The sequence below is a fragment of the Pseudomonas guariconensis genome, assembly GCF_024127895.1.
Taxonomy (GTDB): Bacteria; Pseudomonadota; Gammaproteobacteria; order Pseudomonadales; family Pseudomonadaceae; genus Aquipseudomonas; species Aquipseudomonas guariconensis_B.
Genome location: NZ_JAMYBK010000016.1, coordinates 1 through 26,102 on the forward strand (window position 1 = coordinate 1; position 26,102 = coordinate 26,102).

The window sequence follows — 26,102 nt, forward strand, 5'->3', positions numbered from 1 at the left end:
GACACAAAGCCGCTCCTCCCGGTACCGCGCGGTACCTGGAGGAGCGGCTTTGTGTCGCGAAAGGACCGCGCCCCGAACCAACCCGCACCACCTGTCATCCGGTCCGCCCTTTGCGAGGGCGACCACCTGGAGAATCGTTTCATGACCCAAGCTATCGTCGTGGCGGCGCTGTACAAGTTCGTCACCCTGGAAGACTACGTCGAACTGCGCGAGCCACTGCTCAAGACCATGCTCGACAACGGCGTCAAAGGCACCCTGCTGCTGGCCGTCGAAGGTATCAACGGTACGGTCTCGGGCACCCGCGAAGGCATCGACGCGCTGCTCGCCTGGCTGCGTAGCGACCCGCGCCTGGTGGATGTCGACCACAAGGAATCCTATTGCGACGAGCAGCCGTTCTACCGCACCAAGGTCAAGCTCAAGAAAGAGATCGTCACCCTCGGCGTGCCGGGCGTGGACCCCAATCACAAGGTCGGTACCTACGTCGAGCCGAAGGACTGGAACGCCCTGATCAGCGACCCTGAAGTGCTGCTGATCGACACCCGCAACGACTACGAAGTGGCCATCGGCACCTTCAAGGGCGCCATCGACCCGAAGACCGAGACCTTCCGTCAGTTCCCCGAGTACATCAAGGCCAACTTCGACCCCAGCAAGCACAAGAAGGTGGCGATGTTCTGCACCGGCGGCATCCGTTGCGAGAAAGCCTCCAGCTACATGCTCGGCGAAGGCTTCGAGGAGGTCTATCATCTCAAGGGTGGCATCCTGAAATACTTCGAAGAAGTGCCTCAGGAAGAAAGCCTCTGGGACGGCGACTGCTTCGTCTTCGACAACCGCGTCACGGTGCGCCATGACCTGTCCGAAGGCGACTACGACCAGTGCCATGCCTGCCGCCATCCGATCAGCGTGGAGGACCGTGCGTCCGAGCACTATTCGCCAGGCATCAGCTGTCCGCACTGCTGGGACAGCCTGAGCGAGAAGACCCGGCGCAGCGCCATCGACCGGCAGAAGCAGATCGAGCTGGCCAAGGCGCGCAACCAGCCCCACCCGATCGGTTACAACTACAAAGCCGAGGCCTGACGCATGTCCGCACGCCTGCTCTATGTGATGGACCCGATGTGCTCCTGGTGCTGGGGCTTCGCGCCGGTGGCCGAGGCGCTGATCGCCCAGGCGCGCGAGGCCGGCGTGCCGACGCGCCTGGTGCCCGGTGGTTTGCGCTCCGGCGGCAGCGCCCTGGATGCCGCGACCCGTCGCTACATCCTCGAGCATTGGCAGGCAGTGGCCGAGGCCACCGGCCAGGCGTTTCGTTTCGAGGGCGCCATGCCCGATGGCTTCGTCTACGACACCGAGCCCGCCTGCCGCGCCCTGGTCGCGGCCCGTGAACTCGACGCCGAGCGCACTTGGTCGTTGCTGGCACTGATCCAGCAGGCCTTCTACGAGCAGGGCGTGGACATCACCTGTGCCCCGCAACTGGTAGCGCTGGCCGAGCGTTGCGGCTTCGACCGCGGGCGTTTCGCCGAGGCCTTCACCCACGCCGAGACGCGCGCCGCCACCGCGGCCGACTTCAGCTGGGTGCAGGGCCTGGGTATCGCCGGCTTCCCGACCCTGCTGGCCGAGCGCAACGGCCAGCTGGCCCTGCTGACCAATGGCTACCAGCCGCTCGAGCGCTTGCAGCCCTTGCTCGGCCGCTGGCTGCAGCAGGCCGTCTGTGCTTGACCTGCCAGGGTCGTCCGACCCTGTGCCGGGGAGCGCCCCCGCCGTGGCCGATCGATTGAGCTGGGCGGAAATCCGCCGCCTGGCCCTGCATCACCGCAAAGCCCTGTGGAGCGCCAACCTGGTGGCGGTGCTCGCAGCCCTGTGCAGCGTGCCGATCCCCTTGTTGCTGCCCCTGCTGGTGGACGAAGTGCTGCTGGGGCATGGCGATGCGGCGCTGAAATGGATGAATCACCTGTTGCCGACCGGCTGGCAGGTGGCAGCCGGCTATATCGGCCTGATGCTCGTGGCCACGCTCGGGCTGCGCCTGGCCGCGCTGGCCTTCAACGTGGTCCAGGCCAAGCTGTTCGCCGGCCTGGCCAAGGACATCGTCTACCGCCTGCGCATCCGCTTGATCGAGCGGCTCAAACGCATTTCCCTCAAGGAGTACGAGAGCCTGGGCAGCGGCACGGTGACCACGCACCTGGTCACCGACCTGGACACCCTGGACAAGTTCGTCGGCGAGACCTTGAGCCGTTTCCTGGTCGCCGTGCTGACCCTGACCGGCACCGCTGCGATCCTGATCTGGATGCATTGGCAACTGGCCCTGCTGATCCTGCTGTTCAACCCGCTGGTGATCTACTTCACCGTGCAGTTGGGCAAGCGCGTCAAGCACTTGAAGAAGCTGGAGAACGACAGCACTGCGCGTTTCACCCAGGCCCTGGCCGAGACCCTCGATGCCATCCAGGAGATCCGCGCCGGCAACCGCCAGGGCTATTTCCTCGGCCGTCTTGGCCTGCGCGCCCGTGAAGTGCGCGACTATGCCGTGGCCTCGCAATGGAAGAGCGACGCCAGCGGGCGTGCCAGTGGCCTGCTGTTCCAGTTCGGCATCGATATCTTCCGGGCCGCGGCCATGCTCACGGTGCTGTTCTCCGACCTGTCCATCGGCCAGATGCTGGCGGTGTTCAGCTACCTGTGGTTCATGATCGGGCCGGTCGAACAACTGCTCAACCTGCAGTATGCCTACTACGCCGCCGGCGGCGCCCTGAGCCGGCTCAACGAACTGCTGGCGCGGGCCGACGAGCCGCGCTACCCGGCCGCCAGCGACCCGTTCGCCGGGCGCGAGACGGTCGGCATCGAGGTGCGCGACCTGCGTTTCGCCTATGCCGAAGAGCCGGTGCTGGAGCACCTGGACTTGTCCATCGCCCCGGGCGAGAAGGTGGCCATCGTCGGCGCCAGCGGTGGTGGCAAGAGCACCCTGGTGCAATTGCTGCTGGGGTTGTACAGCGCCCAGGGCGGGACCATCCGCTTCGGTGGCGCCAGCCTCCAGGAGATCGGCCTGGAGACCCTGCGCGAGAACGTCGCGGTGGTGCTGCAGCATCCGGCGCTGTTCAACGACAGCGTGCGCGCCAACCTGACCATGGGTCGCGAGTGCAGCGACGACGCCTGCTGGCAGGCGCTGCGCATCGCCCAGCTGGACGCCACCATCGCTGCGTTGCCCCAGGGGCTGGACAGCGTGGTGGGGCGTTCCGGGGTACGGCTGTCGGGCGGCCAGCGCCAGCGCCTGGCGATCGCCCGCATGGTGCTGGCCGAGCCCAAGGTGGTGATCCTCGACGAAGCCACCTCGGCCCTCGACGCCGCCACCGAATACAACCTGCACCAGGCCCTGGCGCGCTTTCTCAGCGGCCGCACCACACTGATCATCGCCCACCGCCTGTCGGCGGTGAAGCAGGCCGACCGGGTGCTGGTGTTCGATGGCGGGCACGTCGCCGAGGAGGGCGATCACCAGCAACTGATCGCCGAGGGCGGGTTGTACGCCAAGCTGTATGGGCATTTGCAGCAGAGCTGAGGTTCCTGGGGCTAGACCCTGCATGCCTGGCAGTGGGGCGCGATGCGGCCCCAAATGGACGTCGAATGTTGTGAACGGCTCGAGCGAGTTTGCCGGATCGCCCCGAATGAGCCAGCGCAGGCCAGCAAAAAGCCCTTCAAAACCGTGGCAAATCGCCTACGCTGTGCTTGTCTGGATCGACCCAGTCTGATCCGCTCTACGACAGGGACTACATGAAGGGAACTCGCACACTCGAAGCCCCCAGGTTGCTGGGCATCATCTGGCCATTCATCGCCATCGTGGTCTTCCAGGTGCTGCTCGGCAGCATCAGCCTCTATGCCTTGTCGGCGGTACGCGCCTACGTGGCCGGCGAAAGCCTGTGGTCCAAGGCGCAGAAGGACGCCATCTACTACCTCGACCGGTACGCCGACAACCGCGACGAGCGCATGTTCCAGCGCTACCGGCAGGCCATCGCCGTGCCCCAGGGCGACCATGAGCTGCGCCTGGCGCTGGATCAGGCCAGCCCCGACCTGGTGGCGGCGCGCAACGGTATCCTGCAGGGCGGCAACCATCCGGACGATGTCGATCGGATCATCTGGTTCTACCGCAACTTCCGCCACATCAGCTACATGGAAACGGCCATCGCCTACTGGGATATCGGCGACGACTACCTGCGCCAGCTGGACACCCTCGCCACGGAGATGCGTGACGGCTTCGCCCAGGGCCAGGTCCCTGCGCACCAGGTGGACGCCTGGAAGGCGCGTATCGTCGCCATCAACGAAGGCGTGACCCCAGCCTCCAAGGCATTCAGCGATGCGCTGGGAGAGGGCTCGCGGATGTTGTTGCGGGTGTTGCTGATCACTAACCTGGCCACCGCGCTGTTCCTCATCGCCCTGGCCTGGCGGCGTTCGGGCAAGTTGCTGGCCCAGCGCCAGGCCTTCGCCACGGCCTTGCAGGCAGAGCGGGAGCGGGCGCAGATCACCCTGCAATCGATCGGTGACGCGGTGATCACCACCGATGTCGAGGGCTGCATCGTCTACATGAACCCGGCCGCCGAGCAGTTGACCCACTGGCAGGCCGGCCATGCCCAGGGCCTGCCGCTGGCGGCCTTGTTCAGCCTGGTCGACGAGCAGGCCGAGCACGACAGCCGTACCCTGGTCGAGCAGGTCCTCAGCGGCAGCCTGAAAGGGGACTCGGAGCATGCCCGGCTGATCCAGCGCCTGGACGGCAGCACGGTGTCGATCAACCTGGTCGGTTCGCCGATCCTCACCGATGGCCAGGTCAGCGGTATCGTGCTGGCCCTGCACGACATGACCCAGGAGCGCCAGTACATCGCCAACCTGTCCTGGCAGGCGACCCACGATGCCCTGACCGGCCTGGCCAACCGTCGCGAGTTCGAATATCGCCTGGAGCAGGCGCTCAATGGCCTGGCGCGCCAGAGCGGGCGGCATTCGCTGATGTTTCTCGACCTGGACCAGTTCAAGCTGGTCAACGACACCTGTGGCCATGCCGCCGGCGACGAGCTGCTGCGGCATATCTGTGCGGTGTTGCAGGCTGGCCTGCGCGAGGGCGATACCCTGGCGCGGCTGGGGGGCGACGAGTTCGGCGTCCTGCTGGTGAACTGTCCGCCGGAGCATGCCGAACGCATTGCCGAACAACTGCGCCAGAGCGTACAGAGCCTGCACTTCGTCTGGAAGGGGCGGCCGTTCGTCACCACCGTGAGTATCGGCCTGGTGCATGTCACCCAGGCACCGGGCACCCTGGAGGCATCCCTGCGCGCTGCCGACATGGCCTGCTACATGGCCAAGGAGAAAGGACGCAACCGGGTCCAGGTGTACCATGCCGACGACAGCGAGCTGTCCCTGCGCTTTGGCGAGATGGCCTGGATCCAGCGCCTGCATCTGGCTCTGGAAGAAAACCGCTTCTGCCTCTACGCCCAGGAGATCGCCCCGCTCAAGGCCCTGGAGGGGCCGGGCCATGTGGAGATCCTGCTGCGCCTGCACGACGAAAGCGGCCGCACCATCCTGCCCGACAGCTTCATCCCCGCTGCCGAGCGCTATGGCTTGATGACTGCCCTGGACCGCTGGGTAGTGCGCAATGTGTTCCAGGTCATCCGCCAGTGCCTGGACGAAGGCCGGGAGGGGCCGCTGGCGATGTGCGCGATCAACCTGTCGGGGTCGAGCATCGGCGACGACAACTTCCTCGAATACCTGCAGCGGTTGTTCGGCGAGTTCGGCATACCGCCACGGCTGATCTGTTTCGAGATCACCGAAACCATCGCCATCGCCAACCTCGGCAGTGCCATTCGCTTCATCAACGAATTGAAGGGGTTGGGTTGCCGGTTCTCCCTCGACGACTTCTGCGCGGGCATGTCGTCATTCGCCTACCTGAAGCACTTGCCCGTAGACTTCCTGAAGATCGACGGCAGTTTCGTCAAGGACATGCTGGATGACCCGGTCAACCGTGCCATGGTCGAGGTCATCAATCATATCGGCCACGTCATGGGCAAGCGCACCATTGCCGAGTTCGTCGAGACGCCATTGATCGAGCAGGCGCTGCAGGAGATCGGCGTGGACTACGCCCAGGGCTACCTGATCGAGCGCCCGCAGGTGTTCACCTGCGACAGCCTGCAGCGCCAACGGATTGCCGCGAAGCCCCTGTTACACCGGGCGCCTGGGACCTTTCGCTGAAACACCTGTCCGGAAAATCACAAGGAACCTAAGGAGCTGAAAGTGATGGACGCATTCGTACGGATCGGGCCGCTGATGGACCCTGCCAGCTATCCCGACTGGGCCCAGCAACTGCTCGAGCGATGCCATGAAAGCAAGCAGCGGGTGGTGGGGCACGAGCTCTACCAGCGCCTGCGCGATGGCCGGCTAAGGCCTGCGACCCTGCGCCAGTACCTGGTCGGGGGCTGGCCGGTGGTCGAGCAGTTCTCCCTGTACATGGCCCACAACCTGACCAAGACCCGCTATGCCCGCCACCCGGGCGAGGACATGGCGCGGCGTTGGCTGATGCGCAACATCCGGGTCGAGCTCAACCATGCCGACTACTGGCTGCACTGGTGCCAAGCCCATGGCATCAGCTTGGCCGAGCTGCAGGCCCAGGAGGTGGCGCCCCAGCTCAATGCCCTCAACGACTGGTGCTGGCGGGTGTGTACCACCGAGCCCCTGGCGATCGCCATGGCTGCCACCAACTACGCCATCGAGGGGGCGACGGGGGAGTGGGCGGCGCTTGTCTGTTCGTCCGACACCTACGCCCTGGGCTTTCCCGAGGACCAGCGCAAGCGCGCCATGAAGTGGCTGAGGATGCATGCCCAGTACGACGATGCCCACCCGTGGGAGGCGCTGGAGATCATCTGCACGCTGGTGGGCGAGCGCCCGGCGCCGGCCTTGCGCGACGAACTGCGCAAGGCGATCTGCAAGAGCTATGACTGCATGTACCTGTTTCTGGAGCATTGCATGCAGTTGGAGAAACAGCGCCAGCCAGGGAGGGCGCGGCCGGCGTTGGCGGCGGGGTGAGGCCAGGGGGCCTGCCTTTGCCAAGGCCCCAATGCCCTATTGCGCGTCGAACGCCTGCCCATTCACCCCGGCGCTGTCCGGCCCCATCAGGTACAGGTAGACCGGCATGATCTCCTCGGGCAGCGGGTTGTTCTGTGGGTTCTCGCTAGGGTAGGCCTGGGCGCGCATGGCGGTGCGGGTGGCGCCTGGGTTGATGCTGTTGGCCCGTACCGGGGCGACACCTTCCAGTTCGTCGGCCAGGGTCTGCATCAGCCCTTCGGTGGCGAACTTCGATACCCCATAGGCCCCCCAGTAGGCGCGGCCCTTGCGCCCGACGCTGCTGGAGGTGAACACCACCGAGGCGTCCTCGGATTGCTTGAGCAGCGGCAGCAGCGTGCTGGTCAGCATGAAGGTGGCGTTGACGTTGATGTGCATCACGCGCATGAAGTTGTCGCCCGACAACTGCTCCAGCGGCGTGCGCGGGCCGATGATCGAAGCGTTATTGAGCAGGCCGTCGAGGCGGCCGAACTGCTCCTCGATCATCACCGCCAGCTCGTCGTACTGGTGGGGCAGGGCGGTTTCCAGGTTGAACGGGATCACCACTGGCTGTGGGTGACCCGCGGCCTCGATCTGGTCGTAGACCTCGTTGAGGTTGGCCTCGGTCTTGCCCAGCAGCAACACGGTCGCGCCCAGGGCGGCATAGGCCCTGGCGGCTGCGGCACCGATACCGCGGCCAGCGCCGGTGACCAGGATGATCCGGCCCTTGAGCAGGTCGGGGCGGGGGGTGTAGTCGAACATGTCGGGGTCCTTGGGGTTGGAGCGGCAAGCTGCAAAAAAGCAGGGTGCTGCACAATGCCGGTCAGTTAAGACTTTCAGTTGTCATTTGGGGCCGCTTAACTGACTGACATTAGGGTGCTGCACGGTTTACTCTTTCTTGTGGCTTGCAGCTTGCGGCTGAAAATCAGCAGCCGCAGAGCGCGCTGTCGATCACCTTGCGCAGTTCCAGCGGGTGGTCCACCACCACGTCAGCGCCCCAGTTGTTGGGGTTGTCCTGAGGATGAATATAGCCGTAGCGGACCGCCGCCGTGCGGGTGCCGGCATCGCGGCCAGACTCGATGTCGCGCAGGTCGTCGCCGACGAACAGCACGCTGGCCGGGTCCAGGTTCAGTGTCTTGCAGGCCAGGATCAGCGGCTCCGGGTCGGGCTTGCTGTTCTTCACGTGGTCCGGGCAGATCAGCAATGCCGAACGCTCGGCCAGGCCCAGGCGCTGCATGATCGGCTCGGCGAAACGCACCGGCTTGTTGGTCACCACGCCCCACAACAGGTTGCCTTTCTCGATGTCGGCCAGCAGCTCGGCCATGCCGTCGAACAGGCGGCTGTGCACTGCGCAGTCGCGCTGGTAGCGTTCGAGGAACTCCAGGCGCAGGGCCTCGAAACCTTCGTCTTCAGGGTCGATGGCGAAGGTCGCCGCGACCATCGCCCGGGCGCCGCCGGAGATCACGTCGCGGATGCGCTTGTCATCGATGGCTGGCAGGCCGCGCTCTGCCAGCATGGCCTGGCAGATGGCGATGAAGTCCGGCGCCGTGTCCAGCAGGGTGCCGTCCATGTCGAAGAGTACTGCTCGCAAACGCATGCTCATTCCTCGCGCAGGGTCTGGATCATGTAGTTGACGTCGACGTCGCCGCTGAGCTTGTAGTGCTTGGTCAGCGGGTTGTAGGTCAGGCCGATGATGTCCTTCACTTCAAGGCCGGCAGTGCGGCTCCAGGCGCCCAGCTCCGAGGGGCGGATGAACTTCTTGAAGTCGTGGGTACCACGTGGCAACAGCTTCATGACGTATTCGGCGCCGATGATGGCGAACAGGTAGGCCTTGGGGTTGCGGTTGATGGTCGAGAAGAACACCTGGCCACCGGGCTTGACCAGGCGTTGGCAGGCCTGGATCACCGAGGACGGATCCGGCACGTGCTCGAGCATCTCGAGGCAGGTGACCACGTCGAACTGGCCGGGCATTTCCTCGGCCAGGGCCTCGGCGGTGATTTGCCGGTATTCGACCTCCACGCCCGACTCCAGTTGGTGCAGCTGGGCTACGGCCAGCGGCGCCTCGCCCATGTCGATGCCGGTGACGGTGGCGCCACGCAGGGCCATGGCCTCGCTGAGGATGCCGCCGCCGCAGCCGACGTCCAGCACCTTCTTGCCGGCGAGGCTGGCGCGCTCGTCGATCCAGTTGACCCGCAGCGGGTTGATGTCGTGCAGCGGCTTGAATTCGCTTTCGCGGTCCCACCAGCGATGGGCCAAGGCTTCGAACTTGGCGATTTCGGCGTGGTCGACGTTGCTCATGGAACAGTCCTCTGAATCTTCGATAAAAGTGTCACAGGGCGGCAGCCGTGGCTGCCGGCCGGTCATTCCTTGCCTGCGATGCGCGCGCCCCAGGCGCGGGCGGTGGCCGTCAGGGCCTGTTCGTCCATCCGGGTCAGGCGGCGGTCGTCGAGCAATTGCTGGCCGGCCACCCAGACGTGCCGCGCGCAGTCGCGGCCTGTTGCGTAGATCAGTTGCGAAACCGGGTCGTGTACCGGCTGCTGGGCCAGGTCCGACAGGTCGAAGGCCACCAGGTCGGCGGCCTTGCCCACCTCCAGCGAGCCGGTGACGGCCTCCAGGCCCAGGGCGCGGGCGCCGTTGAGGGTCGCCATGCGCAGCGCCCGATGGGCGTCCAGGGCCGTGGCCGAGCCCGCCACCGCCTTGGCCAGCAGGGCCGCGGTGCGGGTTTCGCCGAGCAGGTCGAGGTCGTTGTTGCTGGCCGCGCCGTCGGTGCCTACTGCCACGTTGACCCCGGCCAGCCACAGGCGTTCGACCGGGCAGAAGCCGCTGGCCAGCTTGAGGTTGGACTCGGGGCAGTGCACCACGCTGGTGTCGCTTTCTACCAGCAGGGCCAGGTCCTCGTCGCTGACCTGGGTCATGTGCACTGCCTGCAGGCGCGGGCCGAGCAGGCCGAGGCGGGCCAGGCGCGCCAGTGGACGTTCGCCACGTTCGGCCAGGGCCCGCTCGACCTCGCCGGCGGTCTCGTGGATGTGCATGTGCAGGGGCGCGTCCAGTTGGTCGGCGATGACGCGGATCTTCTCCAGGTTCTCGTCGTTGACCGTGTAGGGCGCGTGCGGCCCCAGGGCGATGCTGATGCGCGGATGGTGGCGCAGGTCGCCGAACAGCTCGATGGCCAGGTGCAGGCCCTCCTCGGGCGTGCGTGCGCCGGGGATGGGGAAGTCCAGCAAGGGCACGGCGACCTGGGCACGGATGCCGCTGCGGTGCACCCGGTCGCAGGCCTCCCGGGGGAAGAAGTACATGTCGGCGAAGCAGGTGATGCCGCCCTTGAGTTGCTCGGCGATGGCCAGGTCGGTGCCGTCGCGCACGAACGCTTCGTCGACCCAGCGGCCCTCGGCCGGCCAGATGTGCTGCTCGAGCCAGGTCATCAGCGGCAAGTCGTCGGCCAGCCCGCGCAGCAGGGTCATGGCAGCGTGACCATGGGCGTTGACCAGGCCGGGGCACAGCAGGCAGTCGGGCAGCTCGCGTACCGCGTGGGCCTGGGGTGCCCGCTCGCGGGGGCCGATCCAGGCGACCCGCCCGTCGCGCACGCCCAGCGCATGGCCCTCCAGCACCACACCGGCCGGTTCCACGGGCACCAGCCATTGTGGAACGAGCAGCAGGTCGAGGGGGGAGGGGGCTGTGGGCATGCGTGGTACCTGGGCGATTCGGCGGAACGCGCAGTATACCCGAGCGTCTGCGGCCGAGGCTCGCTATAATCGTCCGCTTTTTATGTCCAGACGTTGGGGAGAGGCGATGCGTGAGCAACTTTTGGCGGCGGAGAAGGTGACCGGCATCCGCTGGCACGACGGCGCCTTGCACCTGCTCGACCAGCGCTTGCTGCCGTCCCGGGAATGCTGGCTGACCTGCACCGATGTCGCGGCGGTCGCCGAGGCGATCCGCGGCATGGCGGTGCGTGGCGCCCCGGCCATCGGCATCAGTGCCGCCTACGGCCTGGTCCTGGCCTTGCGCCAGCGCCTGGCCGAGGGCGACGACTGGGAGCAGGCGCTGGAAGAGGACTTCCTCTGCCTGGCCGAGGCGCGGCCGACCGCTGCCAACCTGTTCTGGGCCCTCAACCGCATGCGCGAACGCCTGCAGCGCCTGCGTGCCGAGGAAGACGCGCTGGCAGCCCTGGAGGCCGAGGCGATGGCCATCCACGAGAGCGACCGCGAAGCCAACCTGACCATGGCCCAGCATGGCATCGAGCTGATCCGCCGGCACCAGGGCAACGAACAGGCCTTGCTGACCCACGGCAATGCCGGCGCGCTGGCCAGCGGTGGCTTCGGCACCGCGCTGGGGGTGATCCGCGCGGCCTATCTGGAGGGCATGGTCGAGCGGGTCTACGCCAGCGAGACCCGTCCCTGGCTGCAGGGCTCGCGCCTGACCGCCTGGGAGCTGGCTCGCGAGGGCATTCCCGCGACGCTGTTCGCCGACGCGGCGATGGCCCACCTGATGAAGACCAAGGGCATCACCTGGGTGGTGGTGGGGGCCGACTGCATCGCCGCCAATGGCGACGTGGCCAGCAAGATCGGCACCTACCAGCTAGCGGTGAGCGCCATGCACCATGGCGTGCGCTTCATGGTGGTGGCGCCGAGCACCAGCATCGACCTGAACCTGGCCACGGGCGACGACATCCCGCTGGAGGAGCGCGATGCCGATGAGTTGCTGGACGTGGCCGGCAATCGGGTGGCGGCCGAGGCCGAGGTGTTCAATCCGGTGTTCGATGTGACTCCGGCGGACCTGGTCGATGTGATCGTGACCGAGAAAGGTGTGGTCGAGCGGCCAGACACCGCGAAGCTGGCGCAACTGATGTGCCGCAAGCGGTTGCACTGAGCGGCGGGTTTCCAGCTTGCCGCTGGAGGCTTCGAGCATGTCGCTCGATCTCTGCCTTTGTGATACCATCCGACAGTTTCCAGGGCCGCCCAATGCAGCGGCTCTCATTGCGCAGATCCATGGCTCAACTCATTGATTTGTCGTAAGTCGTCGCACCACTGTGCGCTGCGGCGGCGAGCTTCGTTCGTCCTCCGAGGGAAACGACGAAGTTTCACCAGAAAAAGGAATCAGGCTTCTCATGGGCGAACTGGCCAAAGAAATCCTCCCGGTCAATATCGAAGACGAACTGAGACAGTCTTACCTCGACTACGCGATGAGCGTGATTGTCGGGCGAGCGCTGCCCGATGCGCGTGATGGCTTGAAGCCCGTGCATCGCCGCGTGCTGTACGCGATGAGCGAACTGGGCAACGACTGGAACAAGCCGTACAAGAAGTCCGCCCGTGTGGTCGGTGACGTCATCGGTAAATACCACCCCCACGGCGACAATGCGGTCTACGACACCATCGTGCGCATGGCCCAGCCGTTCTCGCTGCGCTACCTGCTGGTCGACGGTCAGGGCAACTTCGGTTCGGTGGACGGCGACAACGCCGCGGCCATGCGATACACCGAAGTACGCATGACCAAGCTGGCCCACGAACTGCTGGCCGACCTGCACAAGGAAACCGTCGACTGGGTGCCCAACTACGACGGCACCGAGCAGATCCCGGCGGTCATGCCGACCAAGATCCCCAACCTGCTGGTCAACGGCTCCAGCGGTATCGCCGTGGGCATGGCGACCAACATCCCGCCGCACAACCTCGGCGAGGTCATCGATGGCTGCCTGGCGCTGATCGACAACCCCGAGGTCACCGTCGACGAGCTGATGCAGTTCATCCCCGGCCCTGACTTCCCCACGGCCGGCCTGATCAACGGCCGCGCCGGCATCATCGAGGCCTATCGCACCGGCCGTGGCCGCATCTACATGCGTGCCCGCTCCGAGGTCGAGGACATCGACAAGGCCGGCGGCCGCCAGCAGCTCGTCATCACCGAGCTGCCCTACCAGCTGAACAAGGCACGGCTGATCGAGAAGATCGCCGAGCTGGTGAAAGAGAAGAAGATCGAAGGCATCACCGAGCTGCGCGACGAGTCCGACAAGGAAGGCATGCGCATCGTCATCGAGCTGCGCCGTGGCGAGGTGCCGGAGGTGGTGCTCAACAACCTCTACGCCCAGACCCAACTGCAGAGCGTGTTCGGCATCAACATCGTCGCCCTGATCGACGGTCGCCCGCGCCTGCTCAACCTCAAGGACCTGCTCGAGGCGTTTGTCCGTCACCGCCGCGAAGTGGTGACCCGCCGCACCGTGTTCGAGTTGCGCAAGGCTCGCGAGCGCGGCCACATCCTCGAAGGCCAGGCGGTGGCGCTGTCCAACATCGACCCGGTGATCGCCCTGATCAAGGCCTCGCCGACCCCGTCCGAGGCCAAGGAGGCCCTGGTCAGCACCGCCTGGGAATCCAGCGCCGTGCAGGTGATGGTCGAGCGCGCCGGTGCCGAGGCCTGCCGCCCGGAAGACCTTCCGGAGCAGTACGGCCTGCGCGACGGCAAGTACTACCTGTCGCCGGAGCAGGCCCAGGCGATCCTCGACCTGCGTCTGCATCGCCTGACCGGCCTGGAGCACGAGAAGCTGCTGGCCGAGTACCAGGAGATCCTCGAACAGATCGGCGAACTGATCCGCATCCTCAGCAGCGCCGAGCGCCTGATGGAAGTGATCCGCGAGGAACTGGAAGCGATCCGTGCCGAATACGGCGACGTGCGCCGCACCGAGATCCTCAACGCCAGCCACGACCTCAGCTACGGCGACATGATCCCGGAAGAAGAGCGCGTGGTGACCATCTCCCACGGCGGCTATGCCAAGACCCAGCCGCTGTCCGCTTACCAGGCCCAGCGCCGTGGCGGCAAAGGCAAGTCGGCCACCGGCGTGAAGGACGAGGACTACATCGAGCACCTGCTGGTGGCCAACAGCCACGCGACCCTGCTGCTGTTCTCCAGCAAGGGCAAGGTGTATTGGCTCAAGACCTACGAAATCCCCGAAGCGTCCCGCGCCGCCCGCGGCCGCCCACTGGTCAACCTGCTGCCGCTGGAGGAGGGTGAGCGCATCACCGCCATGCTGCAGGTCGACCTGGAGGCCCTGCAGCAGAGCGCCGATGCCGAGGAAGACCTGGACGACGCCGACGACAGCGTGATCGAAGGCGAACTGGTCGAGGCCGAGGATAACGACGAGGAAGACGGCGATACCCCGGAATGGGCCGCCGAGCCGACCGGCGCCTACATCTTCATGGCCACCGCCTCCGGTACCGTGAAGAAGACCCCGCTGGTGCAGTTCGCCCGTCCGCGCTCCAGCGGCCTGATCGCCCTGAAGCTCAAGGAAGGCGACACCCTGATCGCCGCGGCCATCACCGACGGTGCCAAGGAAGTCATGATGTTCTCCGACGCCGGCAAGGTGATCCGCTTCGCCGAGAGCGCGGTCCGCGAGATGGGCCGTAACGCCCGCGGCGTGCGCGGCATGCGCTTGGGCAAGGGCCAGCAGGTGATCTCCATGCTCATCCCCGAGTCCGGCGCGCAGATCCTCACCGCCTCCGAGCGCGGCTTCGGCAAGCGCACGCCGTTGTCCAAGTTCCCGCGTCGCGGCCGTGGTGGTCAGGGCGTGATCGCCATGGGTACCAAGGGGCGCAACGGCAACCTGATCGGCGCCATCCAGGTGCAGGAAGGCGAGGAGATCATGCTGATCTCCGACCAGGGCACCCTGGTGCGTACCCGTGTCGGCGAGGTCTCCAGCCTGGGCCGCAACACCCAGGGCGTGACCCTGATCAAGCTGGCCACCGACGAGACCCTGGTGGGCGTGGAGCGTATCCAGGAGCCGTCCGAGGACGATTTCGATGACGTCATCGAAGCGGACGAGGAGGGCGTCGAAGTCGACGTGCCTGAGACGGCGGACGACAATGCGGGGGCCGAAGAGGCGCCGCAGGAGTAATGCTACACCCGGACGGGGCGACCAAGGTCGCCCCGTTTGACTGATAACAGCTGGTAAAGCCTGGCCCTGTGGGGGGCGGGCTTGCCCGCGAAGCAGACGCTGCGGTGTAGGGCGCCGGCCTTGCCGGTGTTCGCGGGCAAGCCCGCTCCCACAGGGTCGCTGCTAACCCATGTAATGGTTTTTGTTCTGTTTAGAGCGAGAGTGGATGTGAGCAAACGAGCCTTTAACTTCTGCGCAGGCCCTGCTGCGCTTCCCGACGCTGTCCTGCAGCGTGCCCAGGCCGAGATGCTGGACTGGCGTGGCAAGGGCTTGTCGGTGATGGAAATGAGCCATCGCAGCGACGACTATGTGGCCATCGCCGAGAAGGCCGAGCAGGACCTGCGCGACCTGCTGTCCATCCCCTCCAACTACAAGGTGCTGTTCCTCCAGGGCGGTGCCAGCCAGCAGTTCGCCGAGATCCCGCTGAACCTGCTGCCGGAAAGCGGCACGGCTGACTACATCGAGACGGGCATCTGGTCGAAGAAGGCCATCGACGAGGCGCGCCGTTTCGGCAACATCAACGTCGCCGCCAGCGCCAAGCCCTACGATTTCCTGGCTATCCCAGGCCAGAATGAGTGGAACCTGACCAAGGGCGCTGCCTACGTTCACTATGCGTCCAACGAGACCATCGGCGGCTTGCAGTTCGACTGGGTGCCCGAGACCGGTGATGTGCCCCTGGTGGTCGACATGTCCTCCGACATCCTCTCGCGCCCGATCGACGTCTCTCAGTACGGCCTGATCTACGCGGGTGCACAGAAAAACATCGGCCCCAGCGGCCTGGTGGTGGTGATCGTCCGCGAGGACCTGCTCGGCCATGCCCGCAGCAGCTGCCCGACCATGCTCGACTACAAGGTCGCCGCCGACAACGGCTCGATGTACAACACCCCGGCCACCTATTCCTGGTACCTCTCGGGCCTGGTGTTCGAATGGCTCAAGGAGCAGGGTGGCGTCGAGGCCATGGAGCAGCGCAACCGCGCCAAGAAAGATCGCCTGTACGGTTTCATCGACGACAGCGCGTTCTACAGCAACCCGATCAGCAGCAATGCCCGCTCCTGGATGAACGTGCCGTTCCGCCTGGCCGACGAGCGCCTGGACAAGGCCTTCCTGGCCGGCGCCGATGCCCGCGGCCTGCTCAACCTCAAGGGCCACCGTTCGGTCGGCGGCATGCGCGCCTCGATCTACAACGCCCTGGGCCTGGAGGCGGTGGACGCCCTGGTGGCCTACATGGCTGAATTCGAGAAGGAGCACGGCTGATGTCCGACCAGGAGCTCAAGGCCCTGCGCGTGCGCATCGACAGCCTCGACGAGAAGATCCTCGAGCTGATCAGCGAACGCGCCCGTTGCGCCCAGGAAGTGGCCAAGGTCAAGACCGCCTCCCTGGCCGAAGGCGAGAAACCGGTGTTCTACCGCCCCGAGCGCGAGGCCGCGGTACTCAAGCGCGTGATGGAGCGCAACAAGGGGCCGCTGGACAACGAAGAGATGGCGCGGTTGTTCCGCGAGATCATGTCCTCGTGCCTGGCCCTGGAAGAGCCGCTCAAGGTCGCCTACCTGGGCCCAGAAGGGACCTTCACCCAGGCCGCGGCCATGAAACACTTCGGCCATGCCGTGATCAGCAGGCCGATGGCGGCCATCGACGAAGTGTTCCGCGAAGTGGCGGCCGGTGCCGTGAACTTTGGCGTGGTACCGGTGGAGAACTCCACCGAGGGTGCGGTCAGCCACACCCTGGACAGCTTCCTCGAGCACGACATGGTGATCTGTGGCGAGGTCGAGCTGCGCATCCACCATCACCTGCTGGTGGGCGAGAATACCAAGACCGACAGCATCACCCGCATCTACTCCCACGCCCAGTCCCTGGCCCAGTGCCGCAAGTGGCTGGATGCCCACTACCCGAACGTCGAGCGGGTGGCGGTGTCCAGCAACGCCGAGGCGGCCAAGCGGGTCAAGGGCGAGTGGAACTCTGCGGCGATCGCCGGCGACATGGCAGCCAACCTCTATGGCCTGACCCGTTTGGCCGAGAAAATCGAGGATCGCCCGGATAACTCCACGCGCTTCCTCATGATCGGCAACCAGGAAGTGCCACCGACCGGCGACGACAAGACTTCGATCATCGTCTCCATGAGCAACAAGCCAGGTGCGTTGCACGAGCTGCTGGTGCCGTTCCACGAGAACGGCATCGACCTGACCCGCATCGAGACCCGTCCTTCGCGCAGTGGCAAGTGGACCTACGTGTTCTTCATCGACTTCGTCGGCCACCACCGCGACCCGCTGATCAAGGCGGTGCTGGAGCAGATCAGCCAGGAGGCCGTGGCGCTGAAGGTACTGGGGTCCTATCCGAAGGCGGTACTCTGATCGAGATTTCGGGGTCGCTGCGCAAACGCGGTACTTGTGGGAGCGGCCTTGCGTCGCGATGGGCTGCGCAGCAGCCCCCTGCGGTCTCACTGACTGGCATAGTTTCTGAACAGGGTTCGCACACGTGGTTGATGTGGTAGCAAACAAACCGGGGCCGATCATCGGTCGCCTGGTGGTCGTAGGCCTGGGCCTGATCGGCGGTTCCTTCGCCAAGGGCCTGCGTGAAAGCGGCCTGTGCCGCGAGGTGGTCGGCGTCGACCTGGACGCCCCGTCGCGCAAGCAGGCCGTGGCCCTGGGCGTGGTCGACCGCTGCGAAGAAGACCTCGCCGCAGCCTGCGTCGGCGCCGACGTGATCCAGTTGGCCGTGCCCATCCTGGCCATGGAGAAAGTGCTCGCCCGCCTCGCCGACCTGGACCTGGGCGATGCCGTCATCACCGACGTCGGCAGCGCCAAGGGCAATGTGGTGCGCGCGGCCCGTGCGGCCTTCGCCGAGCGCCTGCCGCGCTTCGTCCCCGGCCACCCGATCGCCGGCTCCGAACAGAGCGGGGTGGAGGCCTCCAATGCCGCGCTGTTCCGTCGCCACAAGGTGATCCTCACGCCACTGGCCGAGACCGACCCCGCCGCGCTGGCGCTGGTCGACCGCCTGTGGCGCGCGCTGGAGGCGGATGTGGAGCACATGCCGGTGGAGCGCCACGACGAGGTCCTGGCCGCCACCAGCCACCTGCCGCACCTGCTGGCCTTCGGCCTGGTCGACTCCCTGGCCAAGCGCAATGAAAACCTGGATATCTTCCGGTACGCTGCGGGGGGCTTCCGCGATTTCACGAGAATCGCCGGCAGCGACCCGATCATGTGGCACGACATCTTTCTCGCCAATCGCGAGGCCGTCCTGCGCACCCTGGATACATTTCGCAGCGACCTCGACGCCTTGCGCGACGCGGTCGATGCAGGGGACGGGCACCAACTGCTGGGTGTGTTCACCCGCGCCCGGGTCGCCCGCGAGCATTTCAGTAAAATCCTGGCCCGCCGGGCCTATGTGGACGCTATGAACGCCAACGATCTGATTTTCCTGGCCCAACCTGGTGGCCGCCTGTCCGGACGGATCCGCGTACCGGGCGACAAATCCATATCCCACCGCTCGATCATGCTTGGCTCGCTGGCCGAAGGCACCACCGAGGTCGAAGGTTTCCTCGAAGGCGAGGATGCCCTGGCGACCCTGCAGGCCTTCCGCGACATGGGGGTGGTCATCGAAGGCCCGCACCATGGCAAGGTGACCATCCATGGTGTCGGCCTGCATGGCCTGAAACCGCCACCCGGGCCGATCTACCTGGGTAATTCCGGCACCTCGATGCGCTTGCTGTCTGGCCTGCTGGCCGCCCAGCCGTTCGACGTGACCATGACGGGCGACGCTTCGCTGTCCAAGCGCCCGATGAACCGTGTGGCCAACCCGCTGCGCGAGATGGGTGCGGTGGTCGAGACCGGCCCCGAGGGCCGTCCGCCGCTGACCATCCGTGGCGGCCACACGCTCAAGGCGCTGAACTACACCCTGCCGATGGCCAGTGCCCAGGTCAAATCCTGCCTGCTGCTGGCCGGCCTGTACGCCGAAGGCACCACCACCGTCACCGAGCCGGCGCCGACCCGCGACCACACCGAGCGCATGTTGCGCGGCTTCGGCTATGCCGTGGAGTCCAACGGCCCGGTCGCCTCGCTGCAATCCGGCGGCAAGCTCACCGCGACCCGTATCGAAGTGCCGGCCGACATCTCCTCGGCAGCCTTCTTCCTGGTGGCGGCGTCCATCGCCGAGGGTTCGGAGCTGGTGCTCGAACACGTCGGCATCAACCCGACCCGTACCGGCGTGATCGACATCCTGCGCCTGATGGGCGGTGACATCACCCTGGAGAACCAGCGTGAAGTCGGCGGCGAGCCGGTGGCCGACCTGCGCGTGCGCGGGGCGAAGCTCAAGGGGATCGAGATCCCGGAAAACCTGGTGCCGCTGGCCATCGACGAGTTCCCGGTGCTGTTCGTCGCCGCGGCCTGTGCCGAAGGCCGTACCGTGCTGCGGGGCGCCGAGGAACTGCGGGTCAAGGAGTCCGACCGTATCCAGGTCATGGCCGACGGCCTGGTCACCCTGGGCGTGAAGTGCCAACCGACCCCGGACGGCATCATCATCGACGGCGGCCCGATCGGGGGGGGCGAAGTGCATGGTCACGGCGACCACCGTATCGCCATGGCCTTCAGCGTGGCATCGCTGCGTGCCACGGCGCCGATCCGCATCCATGACTGCGCCAATGTCGCCACCTCCTTCCCGAACTTCCTGGCGCTGTGCGCTGAAGTCGGCATCCGTGTTGCAGAAGAGGGCAAGTCGTGAGTTCGCAAGCACCGGTCATCACCATCGACGGGCCAAGCGGCTCGGGCAAGGGCACCGTGGCTGGCCTGCTGGCCCGCGAGTTGGGCTGGAAGCTGCTGGACTCCGGCGCCCTCTACCGCCTGCTGGCCTTCAACGCCACCAACCACGGCGTCGACCTGACCAACGAGGAACTGCTCAAGGCCTTGGCCGCCCATCTGGATGTGCAGTTCATCGCCGCGGAACCGGGTAAGCTGCAACAGATCATCCTCGAAGGCGAGGATGTCAGCAATGTCATCCGCACCGAGACGGTCGGCGCCGGCGCCTCGATGGTCGCCTCGCTGCCGGCGGTGCGCGAAGCGTTGCTGCAACGCCAGCGTGCCTTCCGCGAAGCCCCCGGGCTGATCGCCGATGGCCGCGACATGGGCACCGTGGTGTTCCCGGACGCGCCCTTGAAGGTCTTCCTCACCGCCAGTGCGGAGGAACGCGCTCGACGCCGTTATTTGCAGTTGAAGGCGAAGGGCGATGATGTTAGTCTGGCGAGTCTGCTAGATGAGATTCGTGCGCGCGATGAGCGCGACACCCAGCGTGCGGTAGCCCCGCTGAAACCAGCGGCCGATGCCATCCAGCTGGACTCCACCGAGTTGTCCATCGAGCAGGTGTTGCAACGCATCAGGAGCGAGCTCGTCCAGCGCGATCTGCTCTGATAGCCAGGAAGGCAGGCAGGGTCACCAGTCAACGTCCTGCCGGTCTTCCTTTACATGAACGAAACCCACATTGTCTGGAATGTGGCGATGGGCGTCTGTTTCGCCCGAATCTACAGGAATTAAAATGAGCGAAAGCTTTGCAGAACTCTTTGAAGAAAGCCTGAAAACCCTCAATCTGCAGCCGGGCGCGATCATCACCGGTATCGTTGTCGACATCGATGGCGACTGGGTTACCGTTCACGCTGGCCTGAAGTCCGAGGGCGTCATCCCGCTCGAGCAGTTCATCAACGAAGCTGGCGAGCTGACCATCAAGGTCGGTGACGAAGTTCACGTTGCGCTGGACGCGGTCGAAGACGGCTTTGGCGAAACCAAGCTGTCCCGTGAAAAAGCCAAGCGCGCCGAGTGCTGGATTGTTCTGGAAGCAGCTTTCGCCGCCGAAGAAGTGGTCAAGGGCGTTATCAACGGTAAGGTTAAGGGCGGCTTCACTGTCGACGTTAACGGCATCCGTGCGTTCCTGCCAGGCTCCCTGGTCGATGTCCGCCCTGTGCGCGACACCACCCACCTGGAAGGCAAAGAGCTGGAATTCAAGGTCATCAAGCTGGACCAGAAGCGCAACAACGTTGTCGTTTCCCGTCGCAGCGTGCTGGAAGCCGAGAACAGCGCCGAGCGCGAAGCCCTGCTGGAAACCCTGCAGGAAGGCCAACAGGTCAAGGGTATCGTCAAGAACCTCACCGACTACGGCGCCTTCGTGGACCTGGGTGGTATCGACGGCCTGCTGCACATCACCGACATGGCTTGGAAGCGCATCAAGCACCCGTCGGAAATCGTCAATGTTGGCGATGAAGTCGACGTTCGCGTCCTGAAGTTCGACCGTGAGCGCAACCGCGTTTCCCTGGGTCTGAAGCAGATGGGCGAAGATCCATGGGTCGCCATCACCTCGCGCTACCCAGAAGGTACCCGCGTACAGGCTCGCGTCACCAACCTGACCGACTACGGCTGCTTCGCCGAGCTGGAAGAAGGCGTCGAAGGTCTGGTACACGTTTCCGAAATGGACTGGACCAACAAGAACATCCACCCGTCGAAAGTCGTTCAGGTTGGCGACGAAGTGGAAGTCATGGTTCTGGACATCGACGAAGAGCGTCGTCGTATCTCCCTGGGCATCAAGCAGTGCAAGTCCAACCCATGGGAAGACTTCTCCAGCCAGTTCAACAAAGGTGACAAGATCACCGGTACCATCAAGTCGATCACCGACTTCGGTATCTTCATTGGCCTGGAAGGCGGCATCGACGGCCTGGTTCACCTGTCCGACATCTCCTGGAACGAGTCCGGCGAAGAAGCCGTACGTCGCTTCAAGAAGGGCGACGAGCTGGAAACCGTCATCCTGTCGGTCGATCCAGAGCGCGAGCGCATCTCCCTGGGTATCAAGCAACTGGAAGACGATCCGTTCTCCAACTTCGTTGCTCTGAACGACAAGGGCGCTATCGTCAAGGGTACCGTCAAGGAAGTTGACGCCAAGGGCGCCATCGTCACCCTGGCCGACGACATCGAGGCTACTCTGAAGGCTTCCGAAATCAGCCGTGACCGCGTCGAAGACGCCCGTAACGTGCTGAAGGAAGGCGACGAGATCGAAGCCAAGATCATCAGCGTCGACCGCAAGTCCCGCGTCATCAGCCTGTCCATCAAGTCGAAGGACGACGCTGAAGAGCGCGAAGCCATCCAGAGCCTGAAAAACGCTCCGGAAGCGGCTGCCGACACCACCATGGCTGCGCTGCTGCGCGAAGCGATGGCCAAGCAGAACTAAGTTCTGTTTGATCGGTAAAAGAGGGCGACCTTCGGGGTCGCCCTTTTTTTTTTTGAGCTTTGTTGCGGGGTGGATAAGGGCGTCGTGGGTTTTGGTCGGCAAATCGAGCGCCGCCCGTGCGATCTCGCAGGCACCATGCGCCTTAAGGTGTGCCCCCCCCCAACCCAATCCCTGCCAAGCCCATCCAGTTCAAGACATATTTCACTTCGTTCAATCTTGAATTTTTTTATTAAGTCAAGAACCACCCTGTTCAAATCTGCCGTACCGTGCTACAAACTGGTTAAGCAATGATCTAGCTGCTTGATAACGAAGGGAAAAATATGACGAAGTCGGAGCTGATCGAACGTATTGTCACCCATCAGGGGCTGCTCTCGTCCAAGGACGTGGAGTTGGCCATCAAGACCATGCTTGAGCAGATGTCACAATGCCTGGCCACTGGCGATCGCATCGAGATCCGTGGTTTTGGCAGCTTTTCCCTGCACTACCGGGCGCCACGGGTAGGTCGCAACCCCAAGACCGGCCAGTCGGTGAACCTCGAAGGCAAGTACGTGCCACACTTCAAGCCAGGCAAGGAACTGCGCGACCGGGTCAACGAAGAAGACCAGGTCCCGCACTGATCGAAAAAGGAACAGCCTGATGCGTAACCTCAAGCGCGCCATCGCGGCGTTGTTCGTGCTGCTGTTGGCGGCAGTGGTCCTGTTCTTCGTTCTGGAGAACCAGCAAACGGTATCCCTGATGCTGTTCGGCTGGTCGGCGCCGGCCGTGCCGGTGGCGATCCTGGTGCTGGCAGCATTGGTCGTCGGCCTGGCCGTTGGCCCGTTGCTGGGGGCTTATGGCGTATTGCGCAGCAAGCGCAAGATCCGAGCTGCTGCGCGCGAGGCGGCGCTGTCTCGTAGTTAAAGGGCTTTTCCTATGCTGTTTTGAGAATCCTCTGACGTAAGTGCAGGCAGAGGCATGGAGTAATAGGGCGCTTCACTTCTCGCACCCGAAAGGCATCAGCAGCATGGCATATCCCGCCCTTGCGCATCATGGCGGCACCCGGGGTGTCACCGGTTCCTGCCACCAGTTGCACCTCGACAGCACTACCAGTCTCCTGATCGACTGCGGCCTGGAACAAGGTGCCGAAGCCAGCCCCGAGGGTGAGTTTTCATCCCTAGGCTTCGCTATCGAAGGCATTCAGGCCCTGGTCATCACCCATGTCCACCTCGATCATGTGGGCCGGGTCCCCGCGTTGCTCGCCGCCGGTTACCGCGGCCCGATCCTCTGCAGCGAACCCTCGGCGGTGCTTCTGCCGCTGATTCTCGAAGACGCCTACAAGCTCGGCATCAGCAGCGAACCCACCCACGTGGCCCGTTACCTCGAGTTGTTGAATGGCCTCATCGAGCCCGTGCCGTTCGAACAGTGGTACCGCGTCGTCGACCGTGAGGGGCTGCAGTGCCGTATACGCCTGCAGCGTGCCGGCCACCTGCTCGGCTCGGCCTATGTGGAGTGCGATGTGCGTTACACGCAAGGTGAGCCAAGTACCCGTGTGGTCTTCTCCGGCGACCTCGGCGCCCCCTGCAATCCTTTGCTGCGCCCCCTGCAGCCTCCGGAGCGCGCCGACCTGTTGGTGCTGGAAAGCACCTACGGCGATCGTCTGCATCCCGACCGTAGCGAACGCCAGCAGCGCCTGGAGGCCGCCATCGATCGCGCCCTGGCCGACCAGGGTACCATTCTCATCCCTGCGTTCAGCCTTGGCCGTACTCAGGAGCTGCTGTACGAGATCGAAGACATCCTTCATCGCAAGGCCTTGCTGACTAGCCCGACCGAGAAGGCTGACGGCGATCCTCTGGACTGGTCCCAACTCCCCATCATCCTCGACTCGCCCCTGGCTCAACGGGTGACTCGGGCATATAGGGCGCTGCACCAGTACTGGAATGACGAAGCCAGGCAGCGGCTGGGGGAGGGGCGTGATCCTCTCGGGTTCGGTCAGTTGATCTGTGTCGACACGCATGCCAGGCATCAGCAGGTCGTCAATTACCTCAAGAGCACGGGGCGGCCTGCTATCGTTATTGCTGGTAATGGCATGTGTTCTGGTGGGCGAATCGTCAATTATCTCAAGGCCATGCTGGGGGATCCACGGCATGAGGTGATGTTCGTTGGGTATCAGGCCAGAGGGACGCCTGGGGCTTTCATTCAGGCCAGCCAGAAGGCTGGAGGCTTGGTGGGGGTTGACCTGGATGGGCGAATGCTTGAGATTCGTGCGAAGGTCATGACGCTGGAGGGGTATTCGGGGCATGCCGACCAGGAAGGCTTGGTGCGGTTTGCTCTAGGGCAAGGCAATGCGGTGAAAAAGGTTGTACTTGTGCATGGTGAGGGGAAGGCGAAGCAGGCGCTGGCCCAGGCGTTGCGGCGGTGCTTCTCGAGGCTGGGATTGGAGCTGGAGATCAGCATACCGGGATGACCGCTTGGCGGAGGGCTGGGGGTTGGTCGGGAAGCGGGGAACTTATTTAGATGCGTTCCCTCTACTGTCGATTATAAAAATTTTGAAGCGAAGCTTAGAGCCTCACGAACATTGGAAATTGAAAAAATGTCCTGAGTGTCGGCAAAATGATGTTACATCTCATGGAGACGGCTTGGGGCTGAAATAGTGGGTAGCCCCAGTGATGTCGGCTCCAGTTGGGAGCTTACGCAAACAGACGGACCCCAAGGAAAAGTAGAATAAATGCGCAATGAACGTGAGCGCCTGAGAAGTGCTGATGGTGAGATTGATCTTTTCGAACTGATTGAGGAGATATGGAGGCAGAAGGTGTTGATCATCGTGACAACGGCGATTGTGACGGTGATTGCGATAGCTTACGCCCTGCTTGCGAAACCTGTCTATGAAGCCAAGGCTTTTGTTCAGCCTCCTACGCAGAATGACATTGCCCAATTGAATTTTGGGCGTGGTGGCACCTCTGGATTGAATATCCTCACGGTAAAGGATGTCTATGACATCTACTTGCGAAATCTCCAGTCAGAGTCGCTGCGGCGAGAGTTCTTCCGAAGCATCTATCTGCCAAGTCTGACAGAGAAAGAGCGTACCGGCTCGCAAGATGAGCTGTATAGCCGTTTTCAGGAAGTGCTAGCGTTAGGGGTGGCGGCCAAGGAAACGCCGAATCGGTTTTTCGTAAAAGTTAATGTATCGGATCCTCGACAAGCCGCCGAGTGGGTTGTCCGTTATTTAGAAATGGCGGGTGAACGAGGTCGGACAGAGGTTATCAGGGATGTAAAAGCCGATGCCACAGTCAAGGCAGACAACCTGGAGCAGCAGATTACTGCAGCGCTTGAGAGTGCCAGAAAGCAACGTGAAGATCAGATCATTCAATTGACTGAAGCCTTACGTGTAGCTAAAGCTATCGGTTTGGAAAGCCCCCCGATAATCTCTAACACTTTGTCGAGTGAGGTCTCTGCTGGGATGGACGGCTCGCTTATGTACATGCGTGGTAGCAAGGCCTTGGAGGCTGAGATAGACAATCTACGCAAGCGCACGTCCGATGGTCCGTTCATCAAGGACCTCCGCCAGCAGCAAGAGGCTTTGGCGTTTTACCGGTCCTTGCAGATAGAAAAGGGTGTGATCCAGGTCTACAGGCAGGATGGTGCTATTGAGTCGCCAGACAGGCCTGTCAAACCGAAGAGGCTGATTATCATAACTATAGGGATAGTGATGGGCTTCGGGTTGGGCCTGCTATTCGCTATCTTGCAATATCGCAAGAATGAAATGACTCGGCGAAAAATGGCTCAGGGTTAAGCGAAATGATTGCAGCGCGCTGGTGTAGTACCGCATGAGTAAATGTGAATGAATTCTCATTCGTACCTCCGGGTCAAGGATGTTTCTGGAGTGGGAGCTTTCTCTACTCTGGCGCGTAGCATGTTGTGGTTTCTGTCGACATTGAATGTACGGACGGGACAGTGTTCTCGATTT

At 64.0% G+C, this 26,102-nt stretch carries 20 protein-coding genes; 16 read left to right on the forward strand and 4 right to left on the reverse strand.

Going from position 1 to position 26,102, the window contains the following annotated elements; all coding sequences use genetic code 11:
* Positions 1 to 141: 141 nt before the first annotated feature.
* From NJF35_RS16455 to NJF35_RS16475, 5 genes are all read left to right on the forward strand, one after another.
* Entirely contained in the window at positions 142 to 1,074 is a 933-nt protein-coding gene (locus tag NJF35_RS16455) for a rhodanese-related sulfurtransferase (protein WP_225788233.1), read from the forward strand.
* Between the two features lie 3 nt (positions 1,075 to 1,077).
* The gene (locus tag NJF35_RS16460; RefSeq protein WP_225788232.1) at positions 1,078 to 1,710 is read left to right on the forward strand and encodes a DsbA family protein; all 633 of its coding nucleotides are present in this window, start codon (positions 1,078 to 1,080) and stop codon (positions 1,708 to 1,710) included.
* On the forward strand, positions 1,703 to 3,535 hold the full coding sequence (locus NJF35_RS16465) for an ABC transporter ATP-binding protein (protein WP_253081789.1): 1,833 nt from the start codon (positions 1,703 to 1,705) through the stop codon (positions 3,533 to 3,535). The genes NJF35_RS16460 and NJF35_RS16465 overlap by 8 nt, the downstream gene beginning before the upstream one ends.
* A gap of 212 nt (positions 3,536 to 3,747) precedes the next feature.
* Positions 3,748 to 6,204 carry an EAL domain-containing protein gene (locus NJF35_RS16470; RefSeq protein ID WP_225788230.1) on the forward strand — a complete coding sequence of 819 codons (2,457 nt, stop codon included), beginning with the start codon at positions 3,748 to 3,750 and terminating at the stop codon, positions 6,202 to 6,204.
* Positions 6,205 to 6,246: 42 nt separating this feature from the next.
* Positions 6,247 to 7,035, forward strand: coding sequence for a TenA family transcriptional regulator (locus NJF35_RS16475; protein WP_253081791.1), 789 nt, complete (start codon positions 6,247 to 6,249; stop codon positions 7,033 to 7,035).
* Positions 7,036 to 7,071: 36 nt separating this feature from the next.
* On the opposite strand, the gene NJF35_RS16480 is transcribed toward NJF35_RS16475, so the two are convergent.
* The 4 genes from NJF35_RS16480 to NJF35_RS16495 form a co-directional block, all read right to left on the reverse strand.
* Positions 7,072 to 7,812 carry a YciK family oxidoreductase gene (locus NJF35_RS16480; protein ID WP_225788228.1) on the reverse strand — a complete coding sequence of 247 codons (741 nt, stop codon included), beginning with the start codon at positions 7,810 to 7,812 and terminating at the stop codon, positions 7,072 to 7,074.
* Positions 7,813 to 7,975: 163 nt separating this feature from the next.
* The gene (mupP, locus tag NJF35_RS16485) at positions 7,976 to 8,647 is read right to left on the reverse strand and encodes an N-acetylmuramic acid 6-phosphate phosphatase MupP (protein ID WP_225788227.1); all 672 of its coding nucleotides are present in this window, start codon (positions 8,645 to 8,647) and stop codon (positions 7,976 to 7,978) included.
* A 2-nt stretch (positions 8,648 to 8,649) separates the two neighbouring features.
* Positions 8,650 to 9,348, reverse strand: a complete 699-nt coding sequence (gene ubiG / locus NJF35_RS16490) for a bifunctional 2-polyprenyl-6-hydroxyphenol methylase/3-demethylubiquinol 3-O-methyltransferase UbiG (RefSeq protein ID WP_225788226.1) — start codon at positions 9,346 to 9,348, stop codon at positions 8,650 to 8,652.
* Between the two features lie 62 nt (positions 9,349 to 9,410).
* Entirely contained in the window at positions 9,411 to 10,733 is a 1,323-nt protein-coding gene (locus NJF35_RS16495; protein WP_253091271.1) for a TRZ/ATZ family hydrolase, read from the reverse strand.
* Between the two features lie 106 nt (positions 10,734 to 10,839).
* Here NJF35_RS16495 and mtnA point away from each other — a divergent pair, with 106 nt between their 5' ends.
* The 11 genes from mtnA (at position 10,840) to NJF35_RS16550 (ending at position 25,928) form a co-directional block, all read left to right on the forward strand.
* A complete protein-coding gene (gene mtnA, locus NJF35_RS16500) occupies positions 10,840 to 11,916 on the forward strand; it encodes an S-methyl-5-thioribose-1-phosphate isomerase (protein ID WP_253081301.1) in 1,077 nt (358 codons plus the stop codon).
* Positions 11,917 to 12,154: 238 nt separating this feature from the next.
* Entirely contained in the window at positions 12,155 to 14,923 is a 2,769-nt protein-coding gene (gene gyrA, locus NJF35_RS16505) for a DNA gyrase subunit A (protein WP_253091272.1), read from the forward strand.
* A 207-nt stretch (positions 14,924 to 15,130) separates the two neighbouring features.
* Complete coding sequence (gene serC, locus NJF35_RS16510; protein WP_225788222.1) at positions 15,131 to 16,216, forward strand: 3-phosphoserine/phosphohydroxythreonine transaminase; 1,086 nt, start codon at positions 15,131 to 15,133, stop codon at positions 16,214 to 16,216.
* Complete coding sequence (gene pheA, locus NJF35_RS16515; protein ID WP_253081300.1) at positions 16,216 to 17,310, forward strand: prephenate dehydratase; 1,095 nt, start codon at positions 16,216 to 16,218, stop codon at positions 17,308 to 17,310. The genes serC and pheA overlap by 1 nt, the downstream gene beginning before the upstream one ends.
* A 157-nt stretch (positions 17,311 to 17,467) precedes the next feature.
* Complete coding sequence (locus NJF35_RS16520; protein ID WP_253091305.1) at positions 17,468 to 19,675, forward strand: bifunctional prephenate dehydrogenase/3-phosphoshikimate 1-carboxyvinyltransferase; 2,208 nt, start codon at positions 17,468 to 17,470, stop codon at positions 19,673 to 19,675.
* Positions 19,672 to 20,358: a (d)CMP kinase gene (cmk, locus tag NJF35_RS16525; protein WP_253081299.1), complete on the forward strand. Its 687-nt coding sequence runs from the start codon at positions 19,672 to 19,674 to the stop codon at positions 20,356 to 20,358. The genes NJF35_RS16520 and cmk overlap by 4 nt, the downstream gene beginning before the upstream one ends.
* Positions 20,359 to 20,482: 124 nt before the next feature.
* Complete coding sequence (rpsA, locus tag NJF35_RS16530; RefSeq protein ID WP_225788218.1) at positions 20,483 to 22,159, forward strand: 30S ribosomal protein S1; 1,677 nt, start codon at positions 20,483 to 20,485, stop codon at positions 22,157 to 22,159.
* Between the two features lie 320 nt (positions 22,160 to 22,479).
* On the forward strand, positions 22,480 to 22,776 hold the full coding sequence (ihfB, locus tag NJF35_RS16535; RefSeq protein ID WP_225788217.1) for an integration host factor subunit beta: 297 nt from the start codon (positions 22,480 to 22,482) through the stop codon (positions 22,774 to 22,776).
* Between the two features lie 19 nt (positions 22,777 to 22,795).
* Complete coding sequence (locus NJF35_RS16540; RefSeq protein WP_225788216.1) at positions 22,796 to 23,059, forward strand: lipopolysaccharide assembly protein LapA domain-containing protein; 264 nt, start codon at positions 22,796 to 22,798, stop codon at positions 23,057 to 23,059.
* 103 nt (positions 23,060 to 23,162) lie between these two features.
* The gene (locus NJF35_RS16545) at positions 23,163 to 24,602 is read left to right on the forward strand and encodes an MBL fold metallo-hydrolase (protein ID WP_225788215.1); all 1,440 of its coding nucleotides are present in this window, start codon (positions 23,163 to 23,165) and stop codon (positions 24,600 to 24,602) included.
* Positions 24,603 to 24,863: 261 nt separating this feature from the next.
* A complete protein-coding gene (locus tag NJF35_RS16550) occupies positions 24,864 to 25,928 on the forward strand; it encodes an LPS O-antigen chain length determinant protein WzzB (RefSeq protein ID WP_225788214.1) in 1,065 nt (354 codons plus the stop codon).
* Positions 25,929 to 26,102 lie beyond the last annotated feature (174 nt).